The organism is uncultured Parasphingorhabdus sp., from assembly GCF_963677535.2.
Lineage (GTDB): Bacteria > Pseudomonadota > Alphaproteobacteria > Sphingomonadales > Sphingomonadaceae > Parasphingorhabdus.
The window spans coordinates 1,604,433-1,629,650 of the sequence record NZ_CAXXUT010000003.1; the positions used below are offsets into that span (position 1 = coordinate 1,604,433).

Annotated in this window: 26 protein-coding genes; 15 read left to right on the plus strand and 11 right to left on the minus strand. The window is 59.0% G+C overall.

What is annotated here, in order from left to right; all coding sequences use genetic code 11:
* Positions 1-46: 46 nt before the first annotated feature.
* The 3 genes from dksA to ACHZCJ_RS14805 form a co-directional block, all read right to left on the minus strand.
* A complete protein-coding gene (gene dksA, locus ACHZCJ_RS14795; protein ID WP_159647998.1) occupies positions 47-514 on the minus strand; it encodes an RNA polymerase-binding protein DksA in 468 nt (155 codons plus the stop codon).
* A 343-nt stretch (positions 515-857) separates the two neighbouring features.
* Positions 858-1,232: a hypothetical protein gene (locus ACHZCJ_RS14800; RefSeq protein ID WP_321327269.1), complete on the minus strand. Its 375-nt coding sequence runs from the start codon at positions 1,230-1,232 to the stop codon at positions 858-860.
* A 12-nt stretch (positions 1,233-1,244) separates the two neighbouring features.
* Positions 1,245-2,021 carry a hypothetical protein gene (locus ACHZCJ_RS14805; protein ID WP_321327270.1) on the minus strand — a complete coding sequence of 259 codons (777 nt, stop codon included), beginning with the start codon at positions 2,019-2,021 and terminating at the stop codon, positions 1,245-1,247.
* A gap of 11 nt (positions 2,022-2,032) precedes the next feature.
* On the opposite strand from ACHZCJ_RS14805, the gene serS reads away from it, so the two are divergent.
* From serS to ACHZCJ_RS14830, 5 genes are all read left to right on the plus strand, one after another.
* The gene (gene serS, locus ACHZCJ_RS14810) at positions 2,033-3,313 is read left to right on the plus strand and encodes a serine--tRNA ligase (RefSeq protein WP_321327271.1); all 1,281 of its coding nucleotides are present in this window, start codon (positions 2,033-2,035) and stop codon (positions 3,311-3,313) included.
* Entirely contained in the window at positions 3,313-4,077 is a 765-nt protein-coding gene (gene surE, locus ACHZCJ_RS14815; protein WP_321327272.1) for a 5'/3'-nucleotidase SurE, read from the plus strand. Before serS ends, surE begins: the two co-directional genes overlap by 1 nt.
* A gap of 116 nt (positions 4,078-4,193) precedes the next feature.
* Complete coding sequence (locus ACHZCJ_RS14820) at positions 4,194-5,243, plus strand: M23 family metallopeptidase (RefSeq protein WP_321327273.1); 1,050 nt, start codon at positions 4,194-4,196, stop codon at positions 5,241-5,243.
* 7 nt (positions 5,244-5,250) lie between these two features.
* Positions 5,251-6,312 (plus strand): TrkA family potassium uptake protein, encoded by a 1,062-nt coding sequence (locus ACHZCJ_RS14825; protein ID WP_159645529.1) that lies wholly within the window; start codon positions 5,251-5,253, stop codon positions 6,310-6,312.
* A 76-nt stretch (positions 6,313-6,388) separates the two neighbouring features.
* Positions 6,389-7,108, plus strand: a complete 720-nt coding sequence (locus ACHZCJ_RS14830) for an alpha/beta hydrolase (RefSeq protein ID WP_321327275.1) — start codon at positions 6,389-6,391, stop codon at positions 7,106-7,108.
* Between the two features lie 13 nt (positions 7,109-7,121).
* Here ACHZCJ_RS14830 and ACHZCJ_RS14835 read toward each other — a convergent pair whose 3' ends face one another.
* Both ACHZCJ_RS14835 and ACHZCJ_RS14840 read right to left on the minus strand, forming a co-directional pair.
* Positions 7,122-7,382 (minus strand): hypothetical protein, encoded by a 261-nt coding sequence (locus ACHZCJ_RS14835; protein ID WP_321327276.1) that lies wholly within the window; start codon positions 7,380-7,382, stop codon positions 7,122-7,124.
* A gap of 203 nt (positions 7,383-7,585) precedes the next feature.
* Positions 7,586-7,999: a DUF1761 domain-containing protein gene (locus ACHZCJ_RS14840; RefSeq protein ID WP_321327277.1), complete on the minus strand. Its 414-nt coding sequence runs from the start codon at positions 7,997-7,999 to the stop codon at positions 7,586-7,588.
* Between the two features lie 175 nt (positions 8,000-8,174).
* On the opposite strand from ACHZCJ_RS14840, the gene rimO reads away from it, so the two are divergent.
* Positions 8,175-9,557 (plus strand): 30S ribosomal protein S12 methylthiotransferase RimO, encoded by a 1,383-nt coding sequence (gene rimO / locus ACHZCJ_RS14845; RefSeq protein ID WP_321327279.1) that lies wholly within the window; start codon positions 8,175-8,177, stop codon positions 9,555-9,557.
* Positions 9,558-9,712: 155 nt separating this feature from the next.
* On the opposite strand, the gene ACHZCJ_RS14850 is transcribed toward rimO, so the two are convergent.
* The gene (locus tag ACHZCJ_RS14850) at positions 9,713-10,894 is read right to left on the minus strand and encodes a hypothetical protein (RefSeq protein ID WP_321327281.1); all 1,182 of its coding nucleotides are present in this window, start codon (positions 10,892-10,894) and stop codon (positions 9,713-9,715) included.
* 195 nt (positions 10,895-11,089) lie between these two features.
* Here ACHZCJ_RS14850 and ACHZCJ_RS14855 point away from each other — a divergent pair, with 195 nt between their 5' ends.
* The 3 genes from ACHZCJ_RS14855 (at position 11,090) to ACHZCJ_RS14865 (ending at position 12,978) form a co-directional block, all read left to right on the plus strand.
* Entirely contained in the window at positions 11,090-11,524 is a 435-nt protein-coding gene (locus ACHZCJ_RS14855; RefSeq protein ID WP_321327282.1) for an ester cyclase, read from the plus strand.
* Positions 11,525-11,686: 162 nt separating this feature from the next.
* Positions 11,687-12,394, plus strand: coding sequence for a DUF5343 domain-containing protein (locus ACHZCJ_RS14860; protein WP_321327284.1), 708 nt, complete (start codon positions 11,687-11,689; stop codon positions 12,392-12,394).
* Positions 12,391-12,978, plus strand: a complete 588-nt coding sequence (locus tag ACHZCJ_RS14865) for a Swt1 family HEPN domain-containing protein (protein ID WP_321327286.1) — start codon at positions 12,391-12,393, stop codon at positions 12,976-12,978. The genes ACHZCJ_RS14860 and ACHZCJ_RS14865 overlap by 4 nt, the downstream gene beginning before the upstream one ends.
* Before the next feature lie 89 nt (positions 12,979-13,067).
* Here the strand turns inward: ACHZCJ_RS14865 and ACHZCJ_RS14870 are convergent, their stop codons facing one another.
* Positions 13,068-13,436 carry a hypothetical protein gene (locus ACHZCJ_RS14870; protein ID WP_321327287.1) on the minus strand — a complete coding sequence of 123 codons (369 nt, stop codon included), beginning with the start codon at positions 13,434-13,436 and terminating at the stop codon, positions 13,068-13,070.
* 161 nt (positions 13,437-13,597) lie between these two features.
* Here ACHZCJ_RS14870 and ACHZCJ_RS14875 point away from each other — a divergent pair, with 161 nt between their 5' ends.
* From ACHZCJ_RS14875 to ACHZCJ_RS14890, 4 genes are all read left to right on the plus strand, one after another.
* Positions 13,598-15,127 carry an NAD(P)/FAD-dependent oxidoreductase gene (locus tag ACHZCJ_RS14875; RefSeq protein WP_321327289.1) on the plus strand — a complete coding sequence of 510 codons (1,530 nt, stop codon included), beginning with the start codon at positions 13,598-13,600 and terminating at the stop codon, positions 15,125-15,127.
* Positions 15,128-15,230: 103 nt separating this feature from the next.
* A complete protein-coding gene (locus ACHZCJ_RS14880) occupies positions 15,231-15,554 on the plus strand; it encodes a PilZ domain-containing protein (RefSeq protein ID WP_394700137.1) in 324 nt (107 codons plus the stop codon).
* A 66-nt stretch (positions 15,555-15,620) separates the two neighbouring features.
* Positions 15,621-17,135, plus strand: a complete 1,515-nt coding sequence (locus tag ACHZCJ_RS14885; RefSeq protein ID WP_159645496.1) for an NAD(P)/FAD-dependent oxidoreductase — start codon at positions 15,621-15,623, stop codon at positions 17,133-17,135.
* Positions 17,136-17,174: 39 nt separating this feature from the next.
* On the plus strand, positions 17,175-18,593 hold the full coding sequence (locus ACHZCJ_RS14890) for a leucyl aminopeptidase family protein (RefSeq protein WP_321327292.1): 1,419 nt from the start codon (positions 17,175-17,177) through the stop codon (positions 18,591-18,593).
* A gap of 43 nt (positions 18,594-18,636) precedes the next feature.
* On the opposite strand, the gene ACHZCJ_RS14895 is transcribed toward ACHZCJ_RS14890, so the two are convergent.
* The 4 genes from ACHZCJ_RS14895 to ACHZCJ_RS14910 all read right to left on the minus strand — a co-directional run bounded on the left by ACHZCJ_RS14895 (position 18,637) and on the right by ACHZCJ_RS14910 (position 23,294).
* Positions 18,637-19,917: a serine hydrolase domain-containing protein gene (locus ACHZCJ_RS14895; protein ID WP_321327294.1), complete on the minus strand. Its 1,281-nt coding sequence runs from the start codon at positions 19,915-19,917 to the stop codon at positions 18,637-18,639.
* Positions 19,918-20,089: 172 nt separating this feature from the next.
* The gene (locus ACHZCJ_RS14900; protein WP_321327295.1) at positions 20,090-21,088 is read right to left on the minus strand and encodes an AraC family transcriptional regulator; all 999 of its coding nucleotides are present in this window, start codon (positions 21,086-21,088) and stop codon (positions 20,090-20,092) included.
* Between the two features lie 118 nt (positions 21,089-21,206).
* Entirely contained in the window at positions 21,207-22,655 is a 1,449-nt protein-coding gene (locus tag ACHZCJ_RS14905) for an amidohydrolase family protein (protein WP_321327297.1), read from the minus strand.
* A gap of 204 nt (positions 22,656-22,859) precedes the next feature.
* A complete protein-coding gene (locus ACHZCJ_RS14910; RefSeq protein WP_394700138.1) occupies positions 22,860-23,294 on the minus strand; it encodes a hypothetical protein in 435 nt (144 codons plus the stop codon).
* A gap of 57 nt (positions 23,295-23,351) precedes the next feature.
* On the opposite strand from ACHZCJ_RS14910, the gene ACHZCJ_RS14915 reads away from it, so the two are divergent.
* Together ACHZCJ_RS14915 and argC are read left to right on the plus strand one after the other, a co-directional pair.
* Positions 23,352-24,278, plus strand: a complete 927-nt coding sequence (locus tag ACHZCJ_RS14915; RefSeq protein WP_394700139.1) for an NlpC/P60 family protein — start codon at positions 23,352-23,354, stop codon at positions 24,276-24,278.
* Positions 24,279-24,286: 8 nt separating this feature from the next.
* Positions 24,287-25,216, plus strand: a complete 930-nt coding sequence (argC, locus tag ACHZCJ_RS14920; RefSeq protein WP_321327301.1) for an N-acetyl-gamma-glutamyl-phosphate reductase — start codon at positions 24,287-24,289, stop codon at positions 25,214-25,216.
* Positions 25,217-25,218: the final 2 nt, after the last annotated feature.

The window sequence follows — 25,218 nt, forward strand, 5'->3', positions numbered from 1 at the left end:
CAAGGCGCCAGAGAGAACCTTTGTTTTGCTCTAGAGAAAAATCAAACTACTGATCGCGCGAGATTTTCTCGTTCCGCTCGTGCGCTTCCTGGGCCTCCACGGTCATCGTTGCAATTGGCCGGGCTTTCAGCCGGTCGAGCGAAATCGGTTCGCCGGTCACCTGACAATAACCATATTCGCCTTCGTCAATCCTTCGCAAAGCCGCATCGATTTTGGATGTTAGCTTGCGTTGACGGTCACGGGTCCGCAGTTCCAGGCCCCAATCGGTTTCACTCGACGCCCGGTCATTGAGATCGGCGTCCTGGATCGGACCGTCCTGCAGATGGGCAAGGGTTTCCTTGGATTCGTCGATGATTTCCTGTTTCCATTTTTTCAGGGCTCTCCTGAAATAGGCGAGCTGCCGCTCGTTCATGAATTCTTCGTCTTCGCTCGGTTCATAGCCGTCCGAGAGGACCATATCTGCGCCATTTTCGCTATTTTTTGCGGATGCTTTTTCTACCGAGGATGCCAACATACTCTCCAAACATCATGCCTTACCCGAACTTCGGAAGGCGGGACCATATATAGGGCGGGCCTATACCCAGCGTAGTTATTGGAAACAAGGCGCAAAATCGCTGTTCATGCAATAATCCGGATTTTGTAGAATACCGGACCCGGTCAACCCAATATGCGGTTTGATTTTGCACCGGAAAATAAGCTTGGGACCGCAATGGTCCCGGCGCAAAATCCGATTTCTAAAAGCGATATGACAAGAAAGCGGTCCGTATGAGTTCCAATTCGGGACATTAACCCTGAATGGGTACGATCTGTTAACTTATTTTCGCGTTTCCCACTCTAAAACAGCGTTAATGCAATTGTTATTTACCATTTCTTCTGTCTTTCTGAAGCATGTCGAGACGGCAAACAGGGGCAAGGCTTCGAGAAGCCTGCTGTTTGATAATGTCTGAAGCGGAAGAGAGATAGATTATGTCGGTACGTATGGCTTTGGCAAAATTATGCGCTTGCACCTGCGGGGGAGCGCTGATCGGAGGCGGCGCAGTGCATGTCTCTGAGGCACCTGCGGCTCCATATGTTAAGAAGATGTCGAAGAAGAAACCGCTGCGGGCTCGTGCAATCAAAAAGGGTGAGCCCGCCCGCAAGATAAAGCGGATCAGGCGCACGGTCACCAAGACGACGACGGCCTGCCAGCCATCGGTAGTCACGATCGCCCAGACGCCGGCGCCACAGGCCATTCCTCTTCCTCCTTATATTCCGCCTGCTCCCCCTGTCAGCAGCACCGGTGGTTCGGTCCCGGTTGTAATTGGTGGCAGCAGCGGCGGCGGCAGTGGCGGATTTTTTGGCGGCTTCTTCGGTGGGGGCAGCACCGGTGGCGGTACCGTGGTAATTTCATCGACCAGCAGCGGTGGTTCGTCCAGCACCTCCTCGGGAGGTAGTTCATCCTCGTCCAGTTCTTCATCTTCGTCGTCCAGTTCCTCGTCGTCGAGCTCGTCCAGCAGTTCGTCCGGATCGAGTGGTGGCAAGCCAGGGCATGGTTCCAGCGGCGGGGGACACGGCTCAAGTGGAGGGGACGGAAGTTCAGGATCATCGGGTAGTTCCAGCTCGTCGTCCGGCAGTTCCAGCTCGTCTTCGTCGAGCTCGGGCGGTTCGTCCACCAGCAGCTCGTCCGGGGCGACAGGCGGTTCTACCAGCAGTTCGTCTGGCGCAACCGGCGGCTCCTCCAGCTTCGGCGGAACGTCGAGCGGCTCTTCGAGCAGTTCGTCCAGTTCCAGCTCATCGAGCAGCAGCTCCAGTTCGTCTTCTGGCGGAAGCACAGGCGGATCAACCGGTGGTACGGATGTCCCGGCGCCACCCATTGTATTGCTTTTTGGCGCAGCAGCAGCGGCATTGTTTGCCCGCCGTCGCAAAGCGAAAAAGGCGGTTGCTGCCTGAGCAATACAGAGCAGGGAAAACAGAAAAAGCGGCCGGTGCACTCCGGCCGCTTTTTTCTTTGCAGTCTTGCAAGTGAAACCGACGCTCGGCATAGGCAGTGCTTATGCATGATATAAAATTTATTCGCGAAAATCCGGAAGATTTCGACGCTGCGCTGGCAAAGCGCGGAGTCGAGGCAGTGGCGCAGAACATCCTCGCGCTGGACGAGCAGAGCCGCGCTCTGAAAACCCGGATCCAGGAAGGGCAGGCGCGCCGCAACGAGGCGTCCAAGGCAATCGGCAAGGCCAAGGGGCAGGGTGACGAGGATACGGCGCAGGCGCTTATGGCCGAAGTTGCCGATCTGAAAAGCAAATTGCCCGGGATAGAGGAAGAAGAACGGGAAGTTTCCGCGCGGTTGCAGGGCTTGCTAGCAGCGTTGCCGAACCTTCCGGCGGACGGTGTCCCGCCGGGCGAAGACGAAGACAGCAATGTCGAAGTCGATCGCTGGGGCGAACCACGCAATTTTGATTTTGACCCGAAGGACCATAGCGACATCGGTCCGGCGCTCGGGCTTGATTTTGAAACGGCTGCCGCAATGTCCGGTTCGCGGTTTGCTTTTCTGCGCGGGCAGATCGCGCGTTTGCAACGGGCAATCGGGCAGTTCATGCTCGACCAGCAGACAGTCGAGAACGGCTTCGAGGAATGCGCACCGCCGGTGCTGGTTCGCGATCAGGCCATGTTCGGAACGGGGCAACTTCCGAAATTTTCGGAGGATTCCTTTCAGACCACCAATGGCCATTGGCTGATTCCGACAGCAGAAGTCAGTTTGACCAACAGCGTGAGCGGCGAGATATTGGACGAGACGCAGCTGCCGATCCGGCTGACGGCGCTTACCCTGTGTTTCCGGAGCGAAGCCGGGTCGGCCGGCAAGGATACCAAGGGCCTGATCCGTCAGCACCAGTTTGAAAAGGTCGAGATGGTAGCTATTACCCATCCGGACAGCAGCGACGCCGAACATGAGCGGATGACGGAAGCGGCTGAATCAATTCTCAAAGCGCTCGAATTGCCCTATCGGAAAATGCTGCTCTGTGCCGGTGACATGGGCGCTACGGCACGCAAGACCTATGATCTGGAAGTCTGGTTGCCCGGCCAGAATATGTATCGCGAAATTTCAAGTGTCTCGACGTGCGGCGAATATCAGGCGCGGCGGATGAATGCCCGTTTCCGTCCGGAAGGAGAGGAAAAGGGTACGAGATTTGTCCACACGCTCAACGGTTCCGGTCTTGCCGTCGGCCGGACATTAGTCGCAGTTCTCGAAAATTACCAGCAGGCGGACGGATCGGTTACAATTCCATCGGCCTTGCTTCCTTATATGGGCGGAATCGACAAGTTGGGGCCGGTATAATGCGAATATTGCTGACGAACGATGATGGTTTCGATGCGCCCGGGATGAAAATCCTGCTGGATATCGCTTCGCATTTTTCCAATGATATCTGGATTGTCGCGCCGTCCGACGAAAATTCGGGTGCCGGTCATTCGCTAACGATCACCCGGCCATTGCGTATACGCAAGCGCGGGGACCAGCAATATTCTGTTGATGGGACACCAACCGACAGTGTGATGATGGCCGTCGCCAAAATCATGAAGGACGGGCCGCCCGATCTCATTCTATCGGGCGTCAATCGCGGTGCCAATCTCGGCGAGGATGTGACCTATTCCGGGACCGTGTCGGCAGCGATGGAAGGGGCGCTCGCGGGCATTCCCTCGATTGCGTTAAGCCAGGCTTATGCGCGAGGCGATCTTGGTGCTGATGTGCCGTTTGAAGCGGCCGTCCAGTGGGGAGAACATGTACTCCGGCCGCTGATCAAGCAACGCATGGATCACCGGACACTGGTCAATATCAACTTCCCGGCTGTCCCTGCCAGCGACGTCAAAGGCGTGCAGGTCGTGTCGCAGGGAATTCGCGATTATGGGCGGCTACAGATTGTCAGCAATCGTGACCCGCGCGGTTTTGAATATCATTGGTTCGGACTCGGGCCGATGGTGGAGACGCCGGCGCACAGCACCGACCTGGAAGCGATCGCCGACGGTTATATCTCGGTCACACCATTGCATCTGGATCTTACCCATTATGATTCCATGGATGGTTTGAAAAAACTCTATCCCTGACCGGTTTCCGCTCTCCCGAGAATTTACTAGGCTTTGACCAGCAACGCTGGCAAGCTGTGCTTTTGCTGCTAATAATCGTGTTTCCGTAGGGAAGAGGTTGGCCAATGGGAGCCTATATGCGTGATATTGCGATCCTGATAATGCTCTTGGTGGTAACAGCCTGCATTCCGCCGGGGCGCACCGACTATACTCCGTCTCCGTCCGCACCTGAATTGGTTACGGACCCTGTTGTGTTCGGGACTGCACCAGAGAAAGCGCCTCTATCGACCTGGCAGGCAAGTCCGGTCACCGCGAGCGCGCAACAGGTAAATTCGGGTACCTATATCGTGCAGCCGGGTGATACTTTGCGCGGGATCGCTAACAAGACTGGTACCGGCTCGCAGATCATCGCATCGGCCAATGGATTGGTTGAGCCTTATGTCATCCATCCCGGGCAGCGCTTGAAAATTACCGGCGGCCGGTATCATGCAGTCAAGCCAGGCGAGACCGGTATTGCCATTGCCCGTGCTTATGGTGCGCCGTGGCGCGACGTCGTGGCGCTTAACGGGCTGGAAGAGCCTTATATTCTGCGCGTGGGGCAAAAATTGCTGCTGCCGGCCACGGCTCCGAGCGATCCCGCGAATTTGAGTATCGAGCAACGAGCCGCTGCTTTTGATTTGGAAATCGACGATATTGTTACCGGCAGCCAGCCAGCGCTGGCCGATGGTGCAGTCGCAGGAGAGGCCTCCGACTGGCGGAAAGCCACAACGCCGAATGTCGCTATAGCCACGCCGGCAAATTTCTCCGGACAATTCCAGTGGCCGGTCGATGGACGGATAATCTCCGGTTTCGGAAGCAAGGGGGGTGGCAAGGTCAACGACGGTCTCAACATCGGCGTATCCAAGGGGACTCCCATCCGGGCGGCGGCAGACGGGGTGATAGCTTATAGTGGCGATGAAATCGGTGTATTCGGTGGCTTGATCCTGATCAATCACGGATCCGGCTGGGTCACGGCATATGGCCACGCCGACAAGCTTGACGTAACGCGGGGCCAGAAAGTCAAGGCCGGTGAGATAATCGGTCTCGCAGGGGAAAGCGGTTATGTTCAGGAGCCGCAACTGCATTTCGAAATTCGCAAGAACCGCAAGCCGGTAGATCCCAGCATCCACCTGCCGAAACGCAGCTGAATCGGCTATGGCAAGCAGCAACAACCGCAAGCTTTCAGACTATTTTACGCTCCGGCGGCGACCCAGCTTGCCGGTCTGGGCCGATATTGCTTGGCGAGTGACCTTTGTTCTGGCTCTGATCGGCATGGCCGTGGCGGTACACTATTTCGACCGTAATGGCCTGCAGGACAGTTATGACGGGGATGTCAGCTTTCTCGATGTCGTTTATTTTACGATGATCTCGATCACCACCACCGGCTATGGCGACATCGCTCCGGTGACGGAAAGGGCGCGCATGTTCGATGCGCTGGTAGTGACTCCTATCCGTATCTTTGTCGTGCTAATCTTTGTCGGCACGGCCTATAATTTTGTTTTCAAACGAACCTGGGACAATTGGCGCATGAAACTGATTCAAAGCAATTTGCACGACCATATCGTGATCGCCGGCTTTGGCACGAGTGGCAGTGAAGCAGTACACGAACTGCTTGCTCGCGGCACCAATCCAGAGGAAATAGTCGTGATCGACTCATCGGACGATGCCTTGTCGCAAGCCGAAAAACTGGGCTGTGCGGTGATCAACGGCGATGCCACACGCGACAATGCCTTGATGAATGTGAAAATATCGCGTGCGCGGTCGCTGATCGTTTCGGCCGGACGGGACGACACCAGCATCCTGATCGTACTGACCGCACGCCATCTGGCCTATCATTTGCCGATCAGCGTGTCGATCAAGGCGGCTGATAATGAACTGTTGGCGCGGCAGGCAGGCGCAACCACTGTCATCAATCCGGTCAGCTTTGCCGGGCTGCTGCTCGCCGGCAGTTGCGAAGGGGCCAAGATTTCCGATTATCTCAGCGATCTTGCTTCTGCCACTGGCCGGGTCAAACTGGTCCAGCGGTCGGTGTCCGAGGATGAAGTCGGCATGGGGATGAGCGAAGTCGTCGGCAATGGTCTGGGTGTGCGGATCTATCGCGGGGACGCGGTATTCGGTTTCTGGGAGCCGGAAGCGAAACAGCTGGAGGCCGGCGATATCATCGTCGAGATCATTCCCGGCAACGGTGCCGAGACGCCGGAGAAGGATGAAGCCTGAACCGGACTATAGTTTGGTTCATGTTGCGCCTGCGAAATAAACCACTATCTTGGCAGCTCACTGACGGAGCTTGCTGATGGTCGACACACTAGACATGCCTACCGGACTTCGTCCGCCGCACAGACTGGCACAACTGGGGGAACTGACCCTGCCGTTCGATCTGATGCGCTTTGGCCTGCAGTGGCCGCGGCTGGTCACCGCACCGCGCGGCGATGGCCGGCCGGTCTATCTGATCCCCGGTTATGGCGGCAGCGAATTGTCGATGCGCCCGCTGGAAGCCTTTCTCCGGCGGATCAATTATGACGTTGCCGACTGGTCGCTAGGCCGCAACAAGGGCTCGGTGGACCGCGATGTTGCGCGGTTTAGCGCAGTCGCGGAAGAGCGGTTCGCGGCCAATGGCGAGCAGGCGTTTACTCTGATCGGCTGGTCGCTTGGCGGGATCATCGCCCGTGAAACCGCGCGCCTGTCGCCGCATCTGGTGCGCGAGGTGATCACCATGGGCACCCCTATCATCGGCGGTCCCAAATATACCACGCCGGGACAGCGCTACGCCAAAGCCAATGATCTGCGCCTCGACCAGTTCGAGCGCGAAGTGCATCAGCGCAACAGCATCGGCTTCGATCAGCCGCTGACCGTGCTCTATTCGAACCGCGACGGTATCGTCGGACCCGATATCGCCAAGGATATCTACAATTCGCAGGCCCGCAACATCCGCGTCGATGGCGGTCATATGGGGCTGGGCTTCAACCCCCGGGTCTGGCGGATCATTGCCGATACGCTCGCCGGGAGGACCTGAGCAGCCTTTCGGTTCAATCCGCCGCCTTTTCCTTCGGTTTGCGCCAGAGATAGCGGTAAACGCCGAACAGATTGATCCCGAGCAGGACAATATTCTGGATCGCCAGCGGATTGTTGCCATCAAGCAGCGAGGCGCTGATCCAGACGATCGATGAGCCGCAGAACAGGACGAATCCGTATCCGCTGACCTTGGCGCCCGCGTTGAGGGAGACCATGGCAGCCGCGATCATGCCGCTGATGCTTGCGGTCCATCGCAATATGTCGACCAGTTCCATTTCTTTACTCCGGCTGTTGCATCGGCTGTCACTATGGAAAGCCTACGCGCGGACCGGACATATCGTTCAATTCTCTTCAAATTTTCCCGGCTTGGGGGGAACCCGCCGGCGCTTCGTTCGTAAGGTCAGCAAGCCGGGTGTTGCCACTCCCTCCCAATCTTTGGCAGCCCCGGCGTCCCCCCACTTGGTCCAGCGTCCTCTATTCATTGGCCAAGCCAGGCGTGCACGGCGCCCATGGCGATGTAGAAGAGCAGCCAGTAGCCTGCGTCGATGAAGAACAGGGTCTTGCTCTTCTGCGAGAAGAGATAGTTGGTGCCGATCGCCGGAACGATGAAGCCCAGCGCCACGCCAAAGGCGGTCAGCACTTTCACACCGAAATCGAGATCCACGGCATAGGTCGCGAATGTATGGGCGAGAGTCCACGAGGCGACCAGGCTGAAGGCAAAGGCGCCGCCATAGATCATGCCCATATTGCCCTGCTTGATCTGTTCTTCGGTCAGCCCGACAGCGCCCATCCACTTCTTGCCCATGACTGGCCCGTACCAGATGCCCCCGACCAGAAAGCCCGCCAGCGCGGCCACGACAACTGCGATCCAGTTCACATCGAATAGGTTCATATCATCCTCCCTGTTTACCCGCGAAGGTCAGGTCAGCAGGACCATGTCGTGCGGATTGCCGCCATTTATACGCCTCCTGCAGCGCTTCGACAAGCACCCCGCCGGGAACCGCCAATTGCGGGCATTGCACATCTGGCGTGACTCGGTGGCCATTTGCGCCTAAAGGCCGCGCCCTATGGCTACCCAAATCCCTTCTCCGCCCAAAGTGGGCATGGTATCGCTTGGCTGCCCCAAGGCATTGGTCGACAGCGAACGCATCCTGACGCAGCTCAGAAGCGACGGCTATGACATGTCGGCTGACTATGCCGGCGCCGATGTCGTGCTGGTCAACACCTGCGGCTTCCTCGACAGCGCCAAGGAAGAGAGCCTCGAGGCGATTGGCGAGGCGATGGCCGAGAATGGCCGGGTGATCGTCACCGGCTGCATGGGCAATGAAGCCGACGTGATCATGAAGCGCTTCCCCGATGTGCTCGCCGTCACCGGCGCGCATCAGTACGAGGATGTCGTCACTGCGGTCCACGCAGCGGCTCCGGCGGCCCGCGGCGCGTTTGTCGATCTGGTGCCCGAAGCGGGTCTCAAGCTCACGCCCCGCCATTACAGCTATCTCAAGATCAGCGAAGGCTGCAACCATCGCTGTTCTTTCTGCATCATCCCCAGCCTGCGTGGCGACCTCGTGTCCCGCCGCCCCGATGCGATCCTGCGCGAAGCGGAGAAGCTGGTCGAGGCCGGCACCAGGGAGCTTCTCGTCATAAGCCAGGACACTTCGGCTTACGGCGTCGATATCCGCCACCAGTCCCGCCAGTGGAACGGACCCACAGGACAGGGCCGCGAAGTGCGCGCCCATATGACCGATCTCGCCGCCGCGCTGGGCGCGCTGCGGACGCCGGAAGGGCAGGGCGTGTGGACCCGGCTCCACTATGTCTATCCCTACCCGCATGTCGACAAGGTCATCCCGCTGATGGCCGAGCGCAAGATCACGCCCTATCTCGACATCCCGTTCCAGCACGCCGCGCCCAACGTCCTCAAGCGGATGAAGCGCCCGGCCAACGAGGCCAAGGTGCTGCAGCGGGTCAAGAGCTGGCGCGACATCTGCCCCGATCTCACCATCCGCTCGACCTTCGTCGTCGGCTTTCCCGGCGAGACCGAGGACGACTTCCAGTATCTGCTCGACTGGCTCGAGGAAGCCCAGCTCGACCGGGTCGGCGCCTTCCGCTTCGAGCCCGTCGAGGGCGCAGCGGCCAATGCCCTTGACGGCGCGGTGCCCGACGAGGTCAAGGAAGAGCGCTACCAGCGGATCATGGACGTCACCGCCCGGATCAGCGCCGCCAAGCTGCAGGCCAAGGTCGGCCGCACGCTCCCCGTCATCATCGACGACATCGGCGAGCCCGACGAGGATGGCGACATCGGCGCGACCGCACGGTCCGAGGCCGATGCGCCCGAGATCGACGGCAATGTCTTCCTCCGCAACGTCCGCGCCGATCTGGCCGTGGGCGATATTGTCGACGCGGTGATCGAGGACGCCGACGACCATGATCTGTTCGGGGTGGCTGCGGGCTAGGCCTGCGGTTCCTTAGCTTAAGCCCCTCCTCTGAAGATGAGAGGCTTCGATCGGGTTGAGCCGATCTTCCGGCTCAGTCTCACGAGATCCGGAAATAGATTCAGGATGACGGGGAAGCGTTTTCATCGCACCCGAACTTTACAAACTTTACACGGTTATAGATAAATTCCCTGTTCTGCCGCGTCGCTCCCGTCTTCGAACGGCGCTTCCCTGTGCCAGGGCAGCGCGTTGACCGCCGCGTCGCTGCGGATGCCGGTGGGGGTGACAGTCACGCCGGGACAGTCGCGCTCCAATGCCGCGGCTTCTTCGGGGGTCATGCGATAATAAGAAGGCGCATCGTCAAGGTCGGGATCGCAGAGCGCGTAAAATTCCGGCAGGTCCGCCTCGTCCAGCCCCGAACCCGGCCCGGAAGCCGGCCCCGCGTCCGACAGCGTTTCGGCCGCGGCGGCCGCTATCGCCAGCTCCTCCTCGGTCGGCGTGGCGATCAGCGGGGCGGTGTCCTCGCCCTTGCCAATCGCGTCGAGCATATCGCCAAAGCGCGCCGCCCCGCGTTGCGCCGGGATTTGCGCGGCAATCTTGTCGAGCCGGGCGAGATGCGCGAGCAGCAGCCGGCTGTCATAGCGCCGCCGCGTCGCCACCACCTCGCCATGATAGAAAATCTCCTCCTCGACGCCTTCAATGGCCCGCTCCTGCAACTTGTCCTGCGCCTCCTCCCGCGCCAGCACCAGGGCCGCCAGCCACGCCCGCGCAAAATCCGGATCGCGCCGTTTCAGATCATAGGCCGACTGGCGGCTGCGCTGGACAAAATAGGCCGACGCCTGGACATTGCCGGTCTGCGCGAGCGCTTCGAGGAATTTGACGCGCAGCTCGCGGTGCCAGCCGTCGTGGCGGGTAGAATCCCCCTCCCGCTCGCGGGAGGGGCTAGGGGTGGGGATGTCGGGTGTATCGGGAGCAGCACTTTTGGTCTCGCACAGGCCCACCCCCGGCCCAGTATCAGGTGGAACTGCCCCCGGCAGTTCCAGATCAGTCCGGGGGACTGATCGACCTGATACTCGCAAGCGGGAGGGGGGTGTCAGCTCTCCGCCCTGTACCTGCACATTTTCGTCACCCCGACCTGAGCTGTCCTCGTCATCCTGAACTCGTTTCAGGACCCCGTCCCTCACACCCCGGTCTTCCGGTTCACCCGCGAAAGGTCCTGAAATAAATTCAGGATGACGACTCTCCCGCTCGTCCGTTCGTCCTGAGCCTGTCGAAGGACCGCTATCCTCCCCACCATCCCCCGTAGCCTCACCCCGCACCACCCGCAGGCGGTGAATAAATTCGTCCTGAAATGTCATAGGTTTTACTCCTTGTAAGGAACCATCTCGACCGCTGCACAGGGGGTGCGGCGTTTTGGTATGGTTGGTCAAATGGAGTAAATATAACCTATTTGGCACTGTGTAGGAAAGTGCGCCGTCATCCGCCCCGCGAAACATTTTTGACAATCGCCGCGCCTCCGTCCATCACCATCGTACCTGGGGGAGGGGCCGGATATGACAAATGACTTGCGCGCGCGGCGGCTGGCGCTGCTGAAGGAACATTTTGCGTCGGAAGTGGCGCAGGAATTTGACCGGACCATCGCGACCTTTGCCGATAGCCCGCGCTACGAGATCATGCCGACCGGCCAGGTCCATGACGGCGAAGATCAAGTCATCGCCTATCACCGCGCCCAGCGCACCGCCTTCCCCGACCAGCGCCACGAAAATGTCCGCTTCCACGTCGCCGACGACGACAGCATCATTGCCGAATTCGACCTGCTTGGCACCAACAAGGGAGAATTCGCCGGCGGCGCGCCAACCGGAAAAGCCTTTCGCGTGCCAACCATCGCGGTGTTTTTCTTCGACGGCGAACGCCTGGTCAACGAGCGCGTCTATCTCGATAGTGCCAGCATGTTGCGGCAGATCGGTCGGATGGATTTATTGGGGTAGGGTCTGAAACGACTGGAGGTCTGATCCGACCTTTAAGACCATCGGATGTGCCTTGCGAGACATTAGCTACAGATCAATAGCAATTCAGAATTCCTCGAAGCTTGACAAGATAAGTATGTAGTATGACAAAGATAGGCGATACTTGTTTATGGGGCAAATAAAATGGTCGATGACAGCAGTACAGATGGCGACGATCGCAGCGAAAAGTTAAAGCCAAAAAAAGGTAAGCAAAGCACTCCAAGAAGGCAGATTCCTGGAAACTTACCTTATTTAGCTTCCTATGGCACCCTAAAGGGGATCCTTGATAAGATCATCGAGTTGGCGAAGCCAGACAAATTCAATTATGACTTTTTAGAAAATGTTGTCAAAAGAACAGGGGGGGCAGCGAGAGCGTGTATCCCAATTCTCAAGAAAATGGAGTTTCTCAATAGCGATGGAACCACGACAGAGTTGTATGCTCGCTTTCGAACAGAGGGAGGTCGATCATTCGCTACTTATCAGGGGCTTAAAAATGCGTTTCCAGAGATTTTCAAACGTAGCGACTATGCTTATAACATTGAAGAACAAAAAATCAGAGATATCATCGTCGAAATAACTGGGCTGAAATCGACTGATAACGTTGTAAAAGCTATTAAGGGAACGTTTTTGACAATAAGATCATTTGTTGATCCAGACTTTAATCATGCACTCACTGGGCAAGTTGCATCATCTGACGATAAAGTCGAGGCGGTTGGAATTGAAGCTCAACCAATGCAGCAAGAACAAAAATTGGGAATCGCGTATAATATAAACATCGTAGTACCGGAGACGTCTGATTTGAACGTTCTTAATGCAATTTTCCGTTCGGTGCGCGAAAATCTTCTAAAATGAAAAATGACGAGCAGCTTGAATTGTTTTTTCTTAAAGTTGCGTCGATGCAGCTTGCAGTGGAAGAGTCAATGCCGTCCAAACCGATCGCTTCCGCTGCAGACCTAAATGACAAACAATTGCGTGCTTCCGTTTCCCAATTCTCTTCAAGTCTGCGAGATTCTGCAGAGAGCATGGCTGAGTTCTATAAGCTGTTTTATATGCTAGAAAATGACATGCGTAAGTTGATTAATGATACACTTTCGGATTCTTTTGAGGAAAATTGGTGGGATGATCACGCGCCGCCGAATGTTCAGGAAGAGGTTCGTTTAAACCAGAAGAGAGAGTTGGAATTTGGCGTTACAAGTCGCTCAGATGACAATTTAGACTATACTACCTTTGGACAACTTGGCGATATAATTCGACATAATTGGGATTTGTTTGGTGGTATTATTAGTAATCAGAAGGCGCTGGGACGGGTGATGTCATCTCTAAATAACCTTAGAGGTCCAATTGCACACTGCGGTGTGCTCGCCGATGATGAAATTGATCGTCTTAAACTTACGGTAAAAGATTGGTTCCGCTTGCTTGAGGGGCCAAAATCTTAATCGTTCGCATAAGGTGTGTTGTCTATATCGTTTCCGTCGTGCTGACGACAAGCAGGCTTTGTAAAAATCGATAGCTGCATACATCCACCTCACCCCAACCCCGTAACCCCCAACAAACAAACCACAAACCCATAGCCCAGCACACCATAAACCCCCGCCCGGAACCACGGATAGGGGATGCGCGCTCTCGCCGGGTAGCCGGTCGGGTGGACGACGGTCAGGCGCTCGCCGATCACCGGGGTCGGGAAGGGCGTGGTCAGGGGGTCACGGACCTCGATAAAGCCGCCGCGCTCGTCGGGCACCAGCAGCACCGCGCTATACAGCGTCGCGCCGCCGCGCCGCTGCATCTGGTGGCGGACGATCTGGGCGGGCACGCGGCGGGTGCCGCCGCGGATATACAGCAGGTCGCTGCGGATCATCAGCGTCAGGCCGGTGGCCGCCAGGGCGAGGCCGATCAAGAGGAAAAACGTTTCGATGGCGCGGCGCTATCATGCTTTTGCGGGGCTGTTAAGAGCCTCTCTGGCGGCGCCGGCAGCAGCGCTTAATCGGCCAATTAAATCTCCAATTGCAACTCGTCGCCGGCAATGGCATAAGATGCAAAAAGCTGGGAGAGACGGCAATGGCTACTAAATTTGCGGAACAGAGCGAAACGGCTACAGAATCGGTCGACGTGCTGATCGTCGGCGCGGGCATATCCGGGATCGGCATGGCGGTGCATCTGCGCGACAAATGTCCGGGCAAGAGCTTTGCGATTGTCGAGCGGCGCGACGATATCGGCGGGACCTGGAACCTGTTCCAATATCCCGGCATCCGCAGCGACAGCGACATGCACACATTGGGTTTCAGTTTCGAACCGTGGACCGAGCAGAAGGCGATCGCCGACGGTCCCTCGATCATCAAATATCTCCACCGGATCAAGGCCAAGCATGATCTGGAGAAACATATCCGATTTGGCCACAAGGTGCTGTCGGCGAGCTGGTCGAGCGAGGACGCGCGCTGGAGGGTGACGGCGGAGAAAGCCGACGGCAGCCGGGTCGTGATGCACGCCAATTTCGTCTATATGGGCGCCGGCTATTATGATTATGACAATCCCTATGACGCGCAGATAGAGGGCTTGCAGAATTTCAAGGGCGAGGTCGTCCACCCGCAATTCTGGCCCAAGGATCTCGATTATGCGGGCAAGAAGGTGGTGATCATCGGCAGCGGCGCGACGGCGGTGACGATCGTGCCGGTGGTGGCGGAAAAGGCGAGCCATGTGACCATGCTGCAGCGCACGCCGACCTGGTATGCCTCGCGCCCGGCAAAGGACGGGTTGGCCAATTTCCTGCGCAAGATCATGCCGGAGAAATGGGCCTATGCGATCATCCGCAAGAAGAATGTGTGGATGCAGGACATCACCTTCCGCACCTCGCGCGACAATCCGGACAAGGTCATCCGCAAGCTGGAAAAGCCGCTCAAGAAAGAGCTGGGCGACAAATATGTGAAGGAAGATTACACGCCGCCTTATGGCCCGTGGGAGCAGCGCCTGTGCCTGGTGCCCGACGGCGACATGTTCAAGGCGATCGCCGCGGGCAAGGCCGATCTGAAGACCGGCCATATCGATACGGTGACCGAGAATGGCATCCGGCTGAAATCCGGCGAGACGCTGGACGCGGATATCATCGTCACCGCGACCGGGCTGAAGCTGGCGGTGGCCGGCAAGGTCGCCTTCGAGGTCGATGGCAAGCCGGTGCACTGGCCTGATCATTATTATTACAAGGGCTGCATGTTCTCCGACATTCCCAATCTGGCGATCGTCTTCGGCTATCTCAACGCCAGCTGGACGCTGAAGGCCGATATTGTCTCGGAATATACCTGCCGCCTGCTCAACCATATGGACGCGACCTCGACGCGGATCGCCAATCCGGTGCTGGACAAGGAGCTGGAGCGGGAGCAATTGTTCGATTTCTCCTCCGGCTATATCCAGCGGTCGATCGACGAATTGCCGCGCAACAGCACCGCCATGCCGTGGAAGCTCAACCAGGATTATCGGTTCGACCGGAAGATATTGCGCCACGATCCCGTCGACGACGGGGTGCTCAAATTTTACGGCCCCAATTCACAGCAGGGTGCGGGGCAGGGCGAGCCGGCGCTGGAGGCTGCCGAATAGGCGCGGCGCTCCGGCCGCGGGAGCAGGGCCCGCCTCCTTATGCTTAACCATTTGTTGAGCAAGATCCTCTAGTCCTGCGGGGAGGGGGATGGGAATGGGCTACATGAACTCGCAATTTCGCACGGTGGAACCGGCGCTGATCGAACAGCGCAAGACGTTCCGCCATCCGGTGCAGATCCAGCGAACGGCCATCCGGCAGCATGGCAAAAGTGCCAAAAAGGGCGAGCTGGTCGATGTCTCGATCTATGGTTGCCGGGTCGCTTGCGACAGCATCATTGCCGAGGGCAGCCGGGTCTGGCTCCGCTTCGAGGGCAGCAGCCCGGTCAGCGCGACCGCAATCTGGTGCAGGGATGGCCATGTCGGCTGCCGTTTCGACGAGACTCTGGAACAGGGGCTCTTCCGCCGCCTGACCCTGATCAGCGAATAGCCGCCGGCCGGCCCCTGTCAAAAGCGACTGCTTGCCAACTGACAATCATGTCAGTAAGGTGGCGGTATGGAAAACAAGATATATGACGTTCTGATTGTCGGTGCCGGTCTGTCCGGTATCGGCGCAGCGGTTCACCTGTCCAAGAGATGCCCGGGCAAGAGCTTCGCCATCGTCGAGGCGCGCGAGCGGCTGGGCGGAACCTGGGACCTGTTCAAATATCCCGGCATCCGCTCGGACAGCGACATGTATACATTGGGTTATAATTTCAAACCCTGGACCGCGCGCCGGGCGATCGCCGACGCGCCGTCGATCCTCGAATATCTCAGCGAAACCGTTGCGGAATATGATCTGCAGGACAAGATCCACTTCAACAACAAGGTCGTCGATGCCAACTGGTCGAGCGCCGAAGCCCTGTGGACGGTCAGCCTGCAGCGTGGCGATGGTTCGATCGATACCGTCAAATGCAATTTCCTGCACATGTGCTCGGGCTATTACAGCTATGAAGAGGGGCATGATCCCGACTTCCCGGGCAAAGCGGATTTTGCCGGGGAAATTGTCCATCCGCAGTTCTGGCCCGAAAATCTGGATTATTCGGGCAGGAAAGTCGTGGTGATCGGCAGCGGCGCGACCGCCGTGACGCTGGTGCCCTCGATGGCGGAAACCGCCGCGCATGTGACCATGTTGCAGCGATCCCCGACCTATATCGTTTCGCGGCCGGGCGAGGACAAATGGGCCTTGCGGTTGCGCAAATTCCTGCCTTCCAGGCTCGCCTATCTGCTGACGCGCTGGAAAAACGTGCTGATGGGCCTGTTCATGTTCAATCTCGCGCGCAAGAAGCCCGCGGCGTTCAAGGGCCGGTTGCTGGAAATGGTGAAAGAGGAAATGGGCCCCGGTGTAGACATGGCCGATTTCACACCCAGCTATAATCCCTGGGACCAGCGCCTGTGTCTGGTGCCCGACAGCGACCTGTTCAAAGCGCTGAAATCCGGCAAGGCGTCGATCGTCACCGATCATGTCGAAACTTTTACCAAGGACGGCATCCGGCTGAAATCCGGCAAGACGCTCGAGGCGGACGTCATCGTCACCGCCACCGGCCTGAAAATGCTGACCGGCGGCACCGCGACCATTTCGGTCGACGGCAAGCTGGTCAAATTTGGCGAGAAGATCAATTACAAGGGCGTCATGTTCTCCGGCATTCCCAATTTCGGGATGACCATGGGCTATACCAACGCCAGCTGGACCCTGAAAGCCGATCTGACCAGCGAATATGTTTGTCGCCTGATCAACTATATGGACAAGAATGGCACGCCGATCGCCACACCGACCTTGCCGGCGGACGGCTTGATCGGGACCGAACCGATGCTGGACTTCAACTCCGGCTATGTCCAGCGCGCGATCAAGAATCTGCCGAAACAGGGCGACCGCAAACCGTGGCGGCTCAACCAGAATTTTCCCAAGGATATCATCAATCTGCGGCACAAGGCGATTGACGACGGAGTGATGGTCTTTTCCAAGCCCGGCGCGGTCATTTATCAAATGCCGGCGAAACAGGTCGATACCGACACGATTGCCGCCGAATAGAGTCTCGCGCTCAGCCTGATCTGTGGCTATAGCGGGCAAATGACTGATTTTATGGCATTGATCGAGGCTGACACCGGCCAGACCGCGCGCTCCATCCAGTTGCTGGATGCGGGCAGTTTTGAAGACTGGTTGAAGGGGCAACCGGAGAATATCCGCTCGCTGGCTGCTGCCTATCAATTTTCCGGCAAGCCCGACACTTTTTTGCTGCTGCCGCCGGTCGGCGGTAAAAGCGAGGACAAATCGGTAGCAACCGATTTCTCGGTGGTGGCGGGTGTGCCGGACCAGGCGAAGCTCGATGCCTGGTCGCTGGCCAGACTGGGCGGCAGCCTGCCCGAGGGCAATTACCGGCTGCAGGATATCAGCGCCAAGGGCGCGCTGTTCGGCTGGCTGATCTCGCAGCATGAATTTGACCGTTACAAGGAACTGCCCGACCGGCAGGGGCCGAGCGTGCTGCTGGTCAACGACGCCATCGGTCAGCGCGATGAAGCCGTGCGGCAGGCCGAGGCAACCGCGATGGTCCGCGATCTGGTCAATACCCCGGCGGCCGACATGGGCCCGGACAGGCTTGAGGACATCGTCGACAAGCTGGCGAGCGAGCATGGCGCGGAGCTGAAGGTGACGCGCGGCGATACGCTGGAAGAGCATTTCCCAATGATCCACGGCGTCGGCAAGGCGGCAATGCGCGCCCATGCGCCGCGGCTGCTCGAGCTGAAATGGGGCAAGACCGATGATCCGAAAATCGCGATTGTCGGGAAGGGTGTGACCTTTGACAGCGGCGGGCTTTCGATGAAATCGCCGGCCGGCATGATGCTGATGAAAAAGGATATGGGCGGCGCTGCCCATGCCATCGCGCTGGCGCGGATGGTGATGGAAGCGAGGCTGCCGGTGCAGTTGCACCTGCTGGTGCCGGCGGTGGAAAATGCGATCGACGGCAACGCCCTGCGTCCGGGCGACATATTGCACAGCCGCAAGGGGCTGACCGTCGAGATTACCAATACCGATGCCGAGGGTCGGCTGGTGCTGGGCGATGCGCTGACTCTGGCCGGCGAGCAGGAGCCGGACCTGATCATCGATTTCGCCACGCTGACCGGCGCGGCGCGGGTTGCGCTGGGGCCGGATCTGCCGGCGATGTTCTGTGACGACCGGGAGATGGCGGACGGGCTGCTGCAGGCCGGAGAGGAAGAAAGCGATCCGCTCTGGCAGATGCCGCTCTGGTCCGGCTATGACGCGATGCTGAGCAGCAATATCGCCGATTGCGTGAACAGCGCGTCGGGTGGCTTTGCCGGCTGCATCACCGCGGCATTGTTCCTGAAGAAATTTGCGCCGGAATCGGTGCCTTGGGCACATTTCGACACATTCGCCTGGCGACCGGCGGTCAAGCCGGGCCGGCCGCAAGGTGGTGAAGCGCTCGGCCTGCGCGCGAGCTGGCGCTATCTGCAGGGACGCTTCGGGCAGTAAGGTTAGCAAGCAGCCTGTCTGATAACTGCGGACGACAGGACTGTCAGGCCGATTGTCTTCGCTTTCGGGACAGGCGGCGCATTTGCCGCCACCCGACGAGCAGCCCGACAATCAGGATCGCGATGCAGCCGAACAGGATCCAGGTGAACATCCCGTCCATCCTGGCGGCGAAGGCGAGATTGTCGACATTGCCGGTTTTCCAGAAGACCCACTCGCTGGCGATCGTGGTGGCGAGTATGGGACTGCCGGTCTCGAGGATGACAATGCCATCACCGCTCGCGGGGTCGACCCGCACCGCACTGTTGATGGCAGGCTCGTTCTTTCCGTCATGGCCGATGATGAAACCGCCCTTGTTGTCCGGTGCGAGCAACATCGGCCCCAATCCCCAGATGTCGGCGCCCAGTGATGACGCGTGCGGCGTGGCCATGGTGGCGAGAATATTTTGAGGCAGAACCTTCTGCTGGCTTCCGGGCAACTGGGCGAGAGCGAATGTGGTCATGTCGGCAGGCGTGGTAAACAGGGATGTCGCCGCCAGCGCCGTATACCAGCGGAACGGCTCGGTATCGCCATCCAGCGTGAAATTCTCGGCGAGGCCCATTGCCTGCGCCTTTCGGTGATCGAAGGTCGTCCGCGTCATGCCCAGCGGTGTGAATATCCGTTGCTCCATATATTCGGGGAAGGAGAGACCCGAAACTTCCTCGACCATCAATTGCAGCAGGGTATAGCCGCCGCCTGAATAGTTCCACGCCGCTCCCGGCGTTTCTCCGACCCTGACCACGCCGGACTTCCCGGGCGAGGCATCGGCGGCGCGGGTCAGCGAATCTTCCAGCGTCTGGACGGCATCCGGCGTGGCAAAGCCATTATAGCCGAGCCCGTCATCCAGTCCCGCCGTGTGGCTGAGCAAGCGGCGGACGGTCACCTGTTCGTGATCGAATTTGCTTTCCGGCAATGTCCAGCGTTCCAGATAATTTTCCACCGGAGCGTCGAGGTCGACCAGACCATCCTCGACCAGCGCCATCACGCCCCAGGCGGTAATCCATTTGCCGAGCGAAGCTACCTGATAGACGGAATTCTCATCAACCGGGGATCCCGATGACCAAGAAAAATTCTCGACGGGCTTGCCATTTTCAATCAGCGCGAATCCGAGATTTCCGCGATGCCCGGTTTCAATTTTTGCGCGGGCGGCCTGAACGAAATCTGCCGGCGCTGCGGAACTCGTCATGGGACGGTGCCACCATCCTTCGCTGGTACCGATGAAAAGCCCGGCGGCCCAGAGCGCCATCGCTGCCAATGTGGCGATGCCGGTGATGACAAGTCTGATCATATTCCATTCCTTCTTTGCTTGGCGTCGCAAGACAATCAACCATTCTGACCGGTGGGCCAATCAGGCTGCTGGTGCTGGCTCACCGCAACCTAGGGGAATTGACGGTCCCATTGCTTGACACCTCATGCCAAGCTTTTGACCCAGCGCGCCACCCCCGACTTGTGTTGCCTGGCTATTCGTTCTGCCGGTAGGCCTGTGGCGTTAGGCCATTCCAGCGCTTGAAGGCCCGGGTGAACGCGCTTTGCTCGGAAAAGCCTGTGAGAAAGGCGATTTCGGCCAGACTATAGTGGGACTGTTCCAGCAGGCCGCTGGCCAGCGCAGACCGGGATTTCTCCAGCAATCGCTGGAAGGACAGCCCTTCATCCGCCAGTCGCCGGTTAAGGGTGCGGTCGCTGAGCCCCAGTTTGCGCGCGATTTCCGCCTTTTTCGGCACCCCGGTCGGCAGGGCTGCGGAAATCTGCGACTGAACGCGCTGCTCGAAGCTGATGTCCCGCTGCAGCGTCGCAAGCTTGTGGTCGAGCTGCGCTTCGAAAAAGCGGGACATGGCCGTGTCGCCCAGCCGATTGGGTTCAAGGGCGACGGCTTTGGGGACGGCCAGAGCGTTGAATTGCGACGAAAAATGGACGGGACAGCCGAAATGTTGCTGATAATGGCTTGCGGATCCGGGCGGCGGGCCATGGCGATAATGAACCGCCAGAGGAGCGAAGGCGCGGCCCACCGAATCTTGCGACAAGGCGAGGAACGAGGCCATCGCAGCTTCGTTGGACAGGCGCACGCCGGGCGAACGGGCTTCGCGATCCATCGCGATCAGAACGGTATCCTCCTGTTCATGGACGGAATATAATCTGGTGCCGTTGATCAATTCGGCATAGCGGACGGCGCGCCGAAAGGATTCGAGCAGTGTCGGCGCGGATTTCCACGCCAGTCCCAGCACGCCATATTCGTCGCAACGCATCGACGCGCCCGCCCTCAGGTGAAATTCTACCGGCCCGGCTTCGGTCTCGGCAAGCCGTTGCAACAGATCATAATAGCGCTCCTCGGACACCAGCATGTCAAAATCCAGCGGCGCATCCGGATCGACACCCATTTCGCGCAACAGCGACGGCTTGTTCAGGGAATCGCTGGCCGCCGCAATGACCTTGCGGACGAACAAGGATGAAATTTGAGCCAATGCCTGCGGGCCCTCCGTTTGAACCTATTGTCAATTTTTAGGCAAGCCGAGGCGCTCTGTGAAGCCGCTTTTTCAGGGCGGCGAGTGGTGGAAGAACAACGGGCCGGTCAACCGCTGATCAGGAGGCGGGTTGTCCGCCCAATATGGACGGGTCCACGCCTTGCGCCTGCAGACCTTCGATCAAATTCTTCCGGGTTCGCGCGAGATCGGGCTGGCTGGCGGCCTTATGCAGCTGATCCAGCGCAGTCCGGTCATAGAGATGCCCGCCGGCGATCACCATGGCCGGACGCCCCGCAGCATCCAGATCGTCCAGCGGATTGCCGTCGAGCAGAATGAGGTCGGCGCGATGGCCGGGCGCGATGCGGCCCGCTTGATCCGCTTCGCCGAGCGCCCTTGCGGCATTTAGCGTTGCTGCGCGCAGGACTTCACCAGGTGACAGACCGGCTTCGGACAACAGATGCAGTTCCTGGATCAGGGACTGGCCGGGAATATTGGTGAAAATACCCGCGTCGCTTCCGGTAACGATCAGCACGCCGGCATCGGCGAAAATCTTTGTCGCCCGTTTGTAAAAATCAAAGGCGGCGCGCGCCGGGGCGATTGCTTCGCCGGACCAGCGGTCGTAATTTTCCTGTTCCTGGGCCACGACCAGCGGGTTCAATATGTTCACGTCGGGTCGATCGAGATATTCTCCGCGCGTCTCGGCAACCCGCATCAGATTGTAAAAGGCGAGAAGGGTCGGATCGACCGGCACGCCGGCGGCTGCTACCCGGGCGGCGAGATTTTTTGCGGCGGCCTCGTCATGGGCATCGCGCAAGCCATGCCAGACGATCGATTCGATATGTTCGAAGGTCATGAACCCGTCGTCCAGCAATTCCTCAAAGGCGATATTGAACGGGCGAGTCCGCGGCATGCCCGGTTCCCGGACGCCCTCGGGCGTGTGGCCCATGACCGTCATGCCGAGCGCTCTGGCTTCGTCGCGCGCTGCTTCATAGGCCTCGCGGGACAGGTTCGAGTAGACTTTGATACGACGGTATCCGGCATCATGCTGGGCGCGAACCGCGGCACGCGCCTCCGTGCCGTTTGCAACGATCTGGTGGTTTACCTGGGCATTGGGGCCGTCGCCGTTGAGAATGGGACCGGTCGTGATCAGGCGCGGGCCGGCGATTTGTCCGGCCGTGATTTCTTGCGCGAGGCGCAGGTGAAAGGGCATGCCGGAAGCATTGCGGATTGTTGTCACGCCTCGCGCCAGATAGGCACCGAGCGCGGCTTCGTCCCAGACGTGCACGTGCATATCGACAAGGCCGGGCATCGCGATCCGGCCGCCGCCGTCGACCACGCGGGCAGCAGAGGGTACGGTTACAGCGGCCGTTGGTCCGACAGCCGTGATCGTTCCTCGGTCAATGAGAACGGACTGATCGGGATTCAGCACCGGGTCTGATCCGCTGAGATCGAGAATGCGAACATTGCGGAGAAGCAGCGGAGGATCGGCTTGCGCAGCCAGCGGGGTGGGCATTAGCGCGAGAAAAAGCGCGACGGCAGGGAAGAATCTGAAGATAAATGCCTCCATATGCAGTTTTGTGCAAATTAGCATGTCGACAAATGGCGGTCAAAATCTTGTTGGCGGTCGCTGCCTGTTTTTGCGGTCTTCGGCAGACAGGGGGGCGCTATCACGCTGGCCAGGGCAGTTCTGTCGCTACGGATTATTGACATAGATTGGGGTGAGGCTAGAGTTTTGGCGATCCGATACGCGAATCGCGCGAGGCTTGACGGATCACATCAGGCCGATCGATGTTGACAGGGGTATGAAATGCAAACGGTTGAACAGAGCAAAACGGAAACCGAGAAAAAAGCATATGAGAAGCCGGAGCTGATCCAGCTCTCCGAAATTCACGAAAAGACCGACGCGCTGTTGACCAGTCTCTTCCGGGCCTCCTGATCCGGTGACATCCTCTTCTCGGGGGCTGCGTTCTGGTTGATCATCGGTTTGCGCCGCACTGCTCTGCTGACCTGCAGGAAATGGGGACGGCAGGGCTGGAGACCGCAGGGATCGGGAGCGTCGAAGCCCCGCGCTCTCGCCGCCGCCAGACCGGTTCGAGGTCCAGCCGGCCGCAGCAATGCCAGTCCGGAACTTCACCAAAAGCGACATTGCTTGATTAAACGCCCCCAGGTCGTTTAAAGGCGGCCGATTGTCATCGCTTTGTAACATGGCGCACAAGCCGCAGAGCCACCGACAACATTTATCGCTATTGGGATTTCTAAACGCATGGACATGGAAACTGCAGACACAGGCGCGCACGCAAAGTTCGTTCTGACCGGTCCCGAAGAAACATTTGATCCAAGGGTCACGGCACATCGTGGCGATCTCGCGGATGTTGGGCTGGCCGGCAAATTGTTCGCGCCGCATTATGCCGAAGCGATGCCGATGCGCTGTTCCGCGCCAAAGGCGATGCTGCGCAAGCTGCCCGGCAAGGATCACGAGGCGATTTCCGAACTGCTGCACGGCGAACAATTTCACGTGCTGGATATCGCCGGAGACTGGGCCTGGGGCTATTGCGTCCATGACAAATATGTCGGCTATGTGCCGGTCCATGCGCTGCAGCAGTTGAAAAAGACGCCCGAGCCGACCCATTTGATCTTTGCCCGTGCGGCGCTGGTCTTTGTCGAGCCGGACCATAAATCGAGCGTGATGAAGCGTTTGCCGATGGGCGCGCGGATCGCCTGCGGCGAGGCCAGCGAATGCGGCAATTTTCTGAAAACCGGCAAGGGCTATGTCCATGTCCGCCACGTCCAGCCGATCGGCACGAAGGTCGTGTTCGACGGCAGCAATGGCACGGCGGCGCTGGCCGAACAGCTCATCGGTGCGCCCTATCTCTGGGGCGGGCGCAGCGGTGACGGTCTCGACTGTTCGGGGCTGGTACAGACAATCCTGATGCTGACCGGTGTCGATGCACCGCGCGATACCGACCAGCAGCTTGCGGCGCTGGGCGAGAATATTGACGAGGGTGATGACCTGAGGCGCGGCGATCTGGTCTTCTTTCCCGATCATGTCGGCCTGATGGTCGACAAGGAGCGCATCATCCACTCCACATCCCACGCGATGCAGGTGGTGATCGAACCGCTGGCCGATATTGTGGCCCGCTTCGCCAAAACCACCGAGCAGCCGATACTGGCGCGCAAAAGACTGTCCTGAGGCCCGTTATGACGCAGACTGTTTTCATAGATGGCGCGGTGGGGACCACCGGCCTCGAAATCGCCGACCGGCTGGCCGGGCGGGAAGAATTTGCCATGGTCCGGCTGCCCGATGAGCAGCGCAAGGATCCGGCCGCGCGGCGCGAGGCGATCAACGACAGCGACTTTGTCATTCTCTGCCTGCCCGACGATGCCGCGCGCGAGGCGGTGGCGCTGGTCGACAATGATCGCACGCGCTTTATCGATGCCTCGACCGCACACCGGGTTGCCGATGGCTGGGTTTACGGGTTTGCCGAATTTCGTGAAGGCCAGCGCGCCGCGATTGCGGATGCGCGTTTCGTGTCGAATCCCGGCTGCTATCCGACCGGCTTTCTGGCGCTGGTGGCGCCATTGATCGCCAGAGGCCTGCTGCCGGCCGACTGGCCCTTTGTGATGAACGCGGTGTCCGGCTATTCCGGAGGCGGCAAGGCGCTGATCGAGCGTTTTGCGCAGGAGCCCGATCTCGGTTTCCGCAGCTATGGCCTGAATCTGGATCACAAGCATATGCCGGAAATGAAAATCCATGGTGGCCTGACCCATGATGTGATTTTCGCACCTTCTGTGATCCGGGCCTTTCGCGGCATGCTGGTCGATGTGCCGCTGCATCTCGGGGCGATGGGATCGGTGCGCGCGGAGCAACTGCTCGCAGAGCTGACCGCCTTCTATGCCGGTTCCACGATTGTTTCGGTCGAGGGCAGGGGCGATCTGTCAGAGCTGCTGATTAGCGAGAATGATCCGCCGACCGACCGGCTCGAGCTGTTTGTTTGCGGCAATGCCGAAGGCTATCACGCCCGCCTGATTGCGCGGCTGGATAATCTGGGCAAGGGCGCGTCGGGCGCGGCCGTGCAAAATCTCAATATCATGGCCGGTCTGGACGAAAACGCGGGATTGCGGCTCTAGGC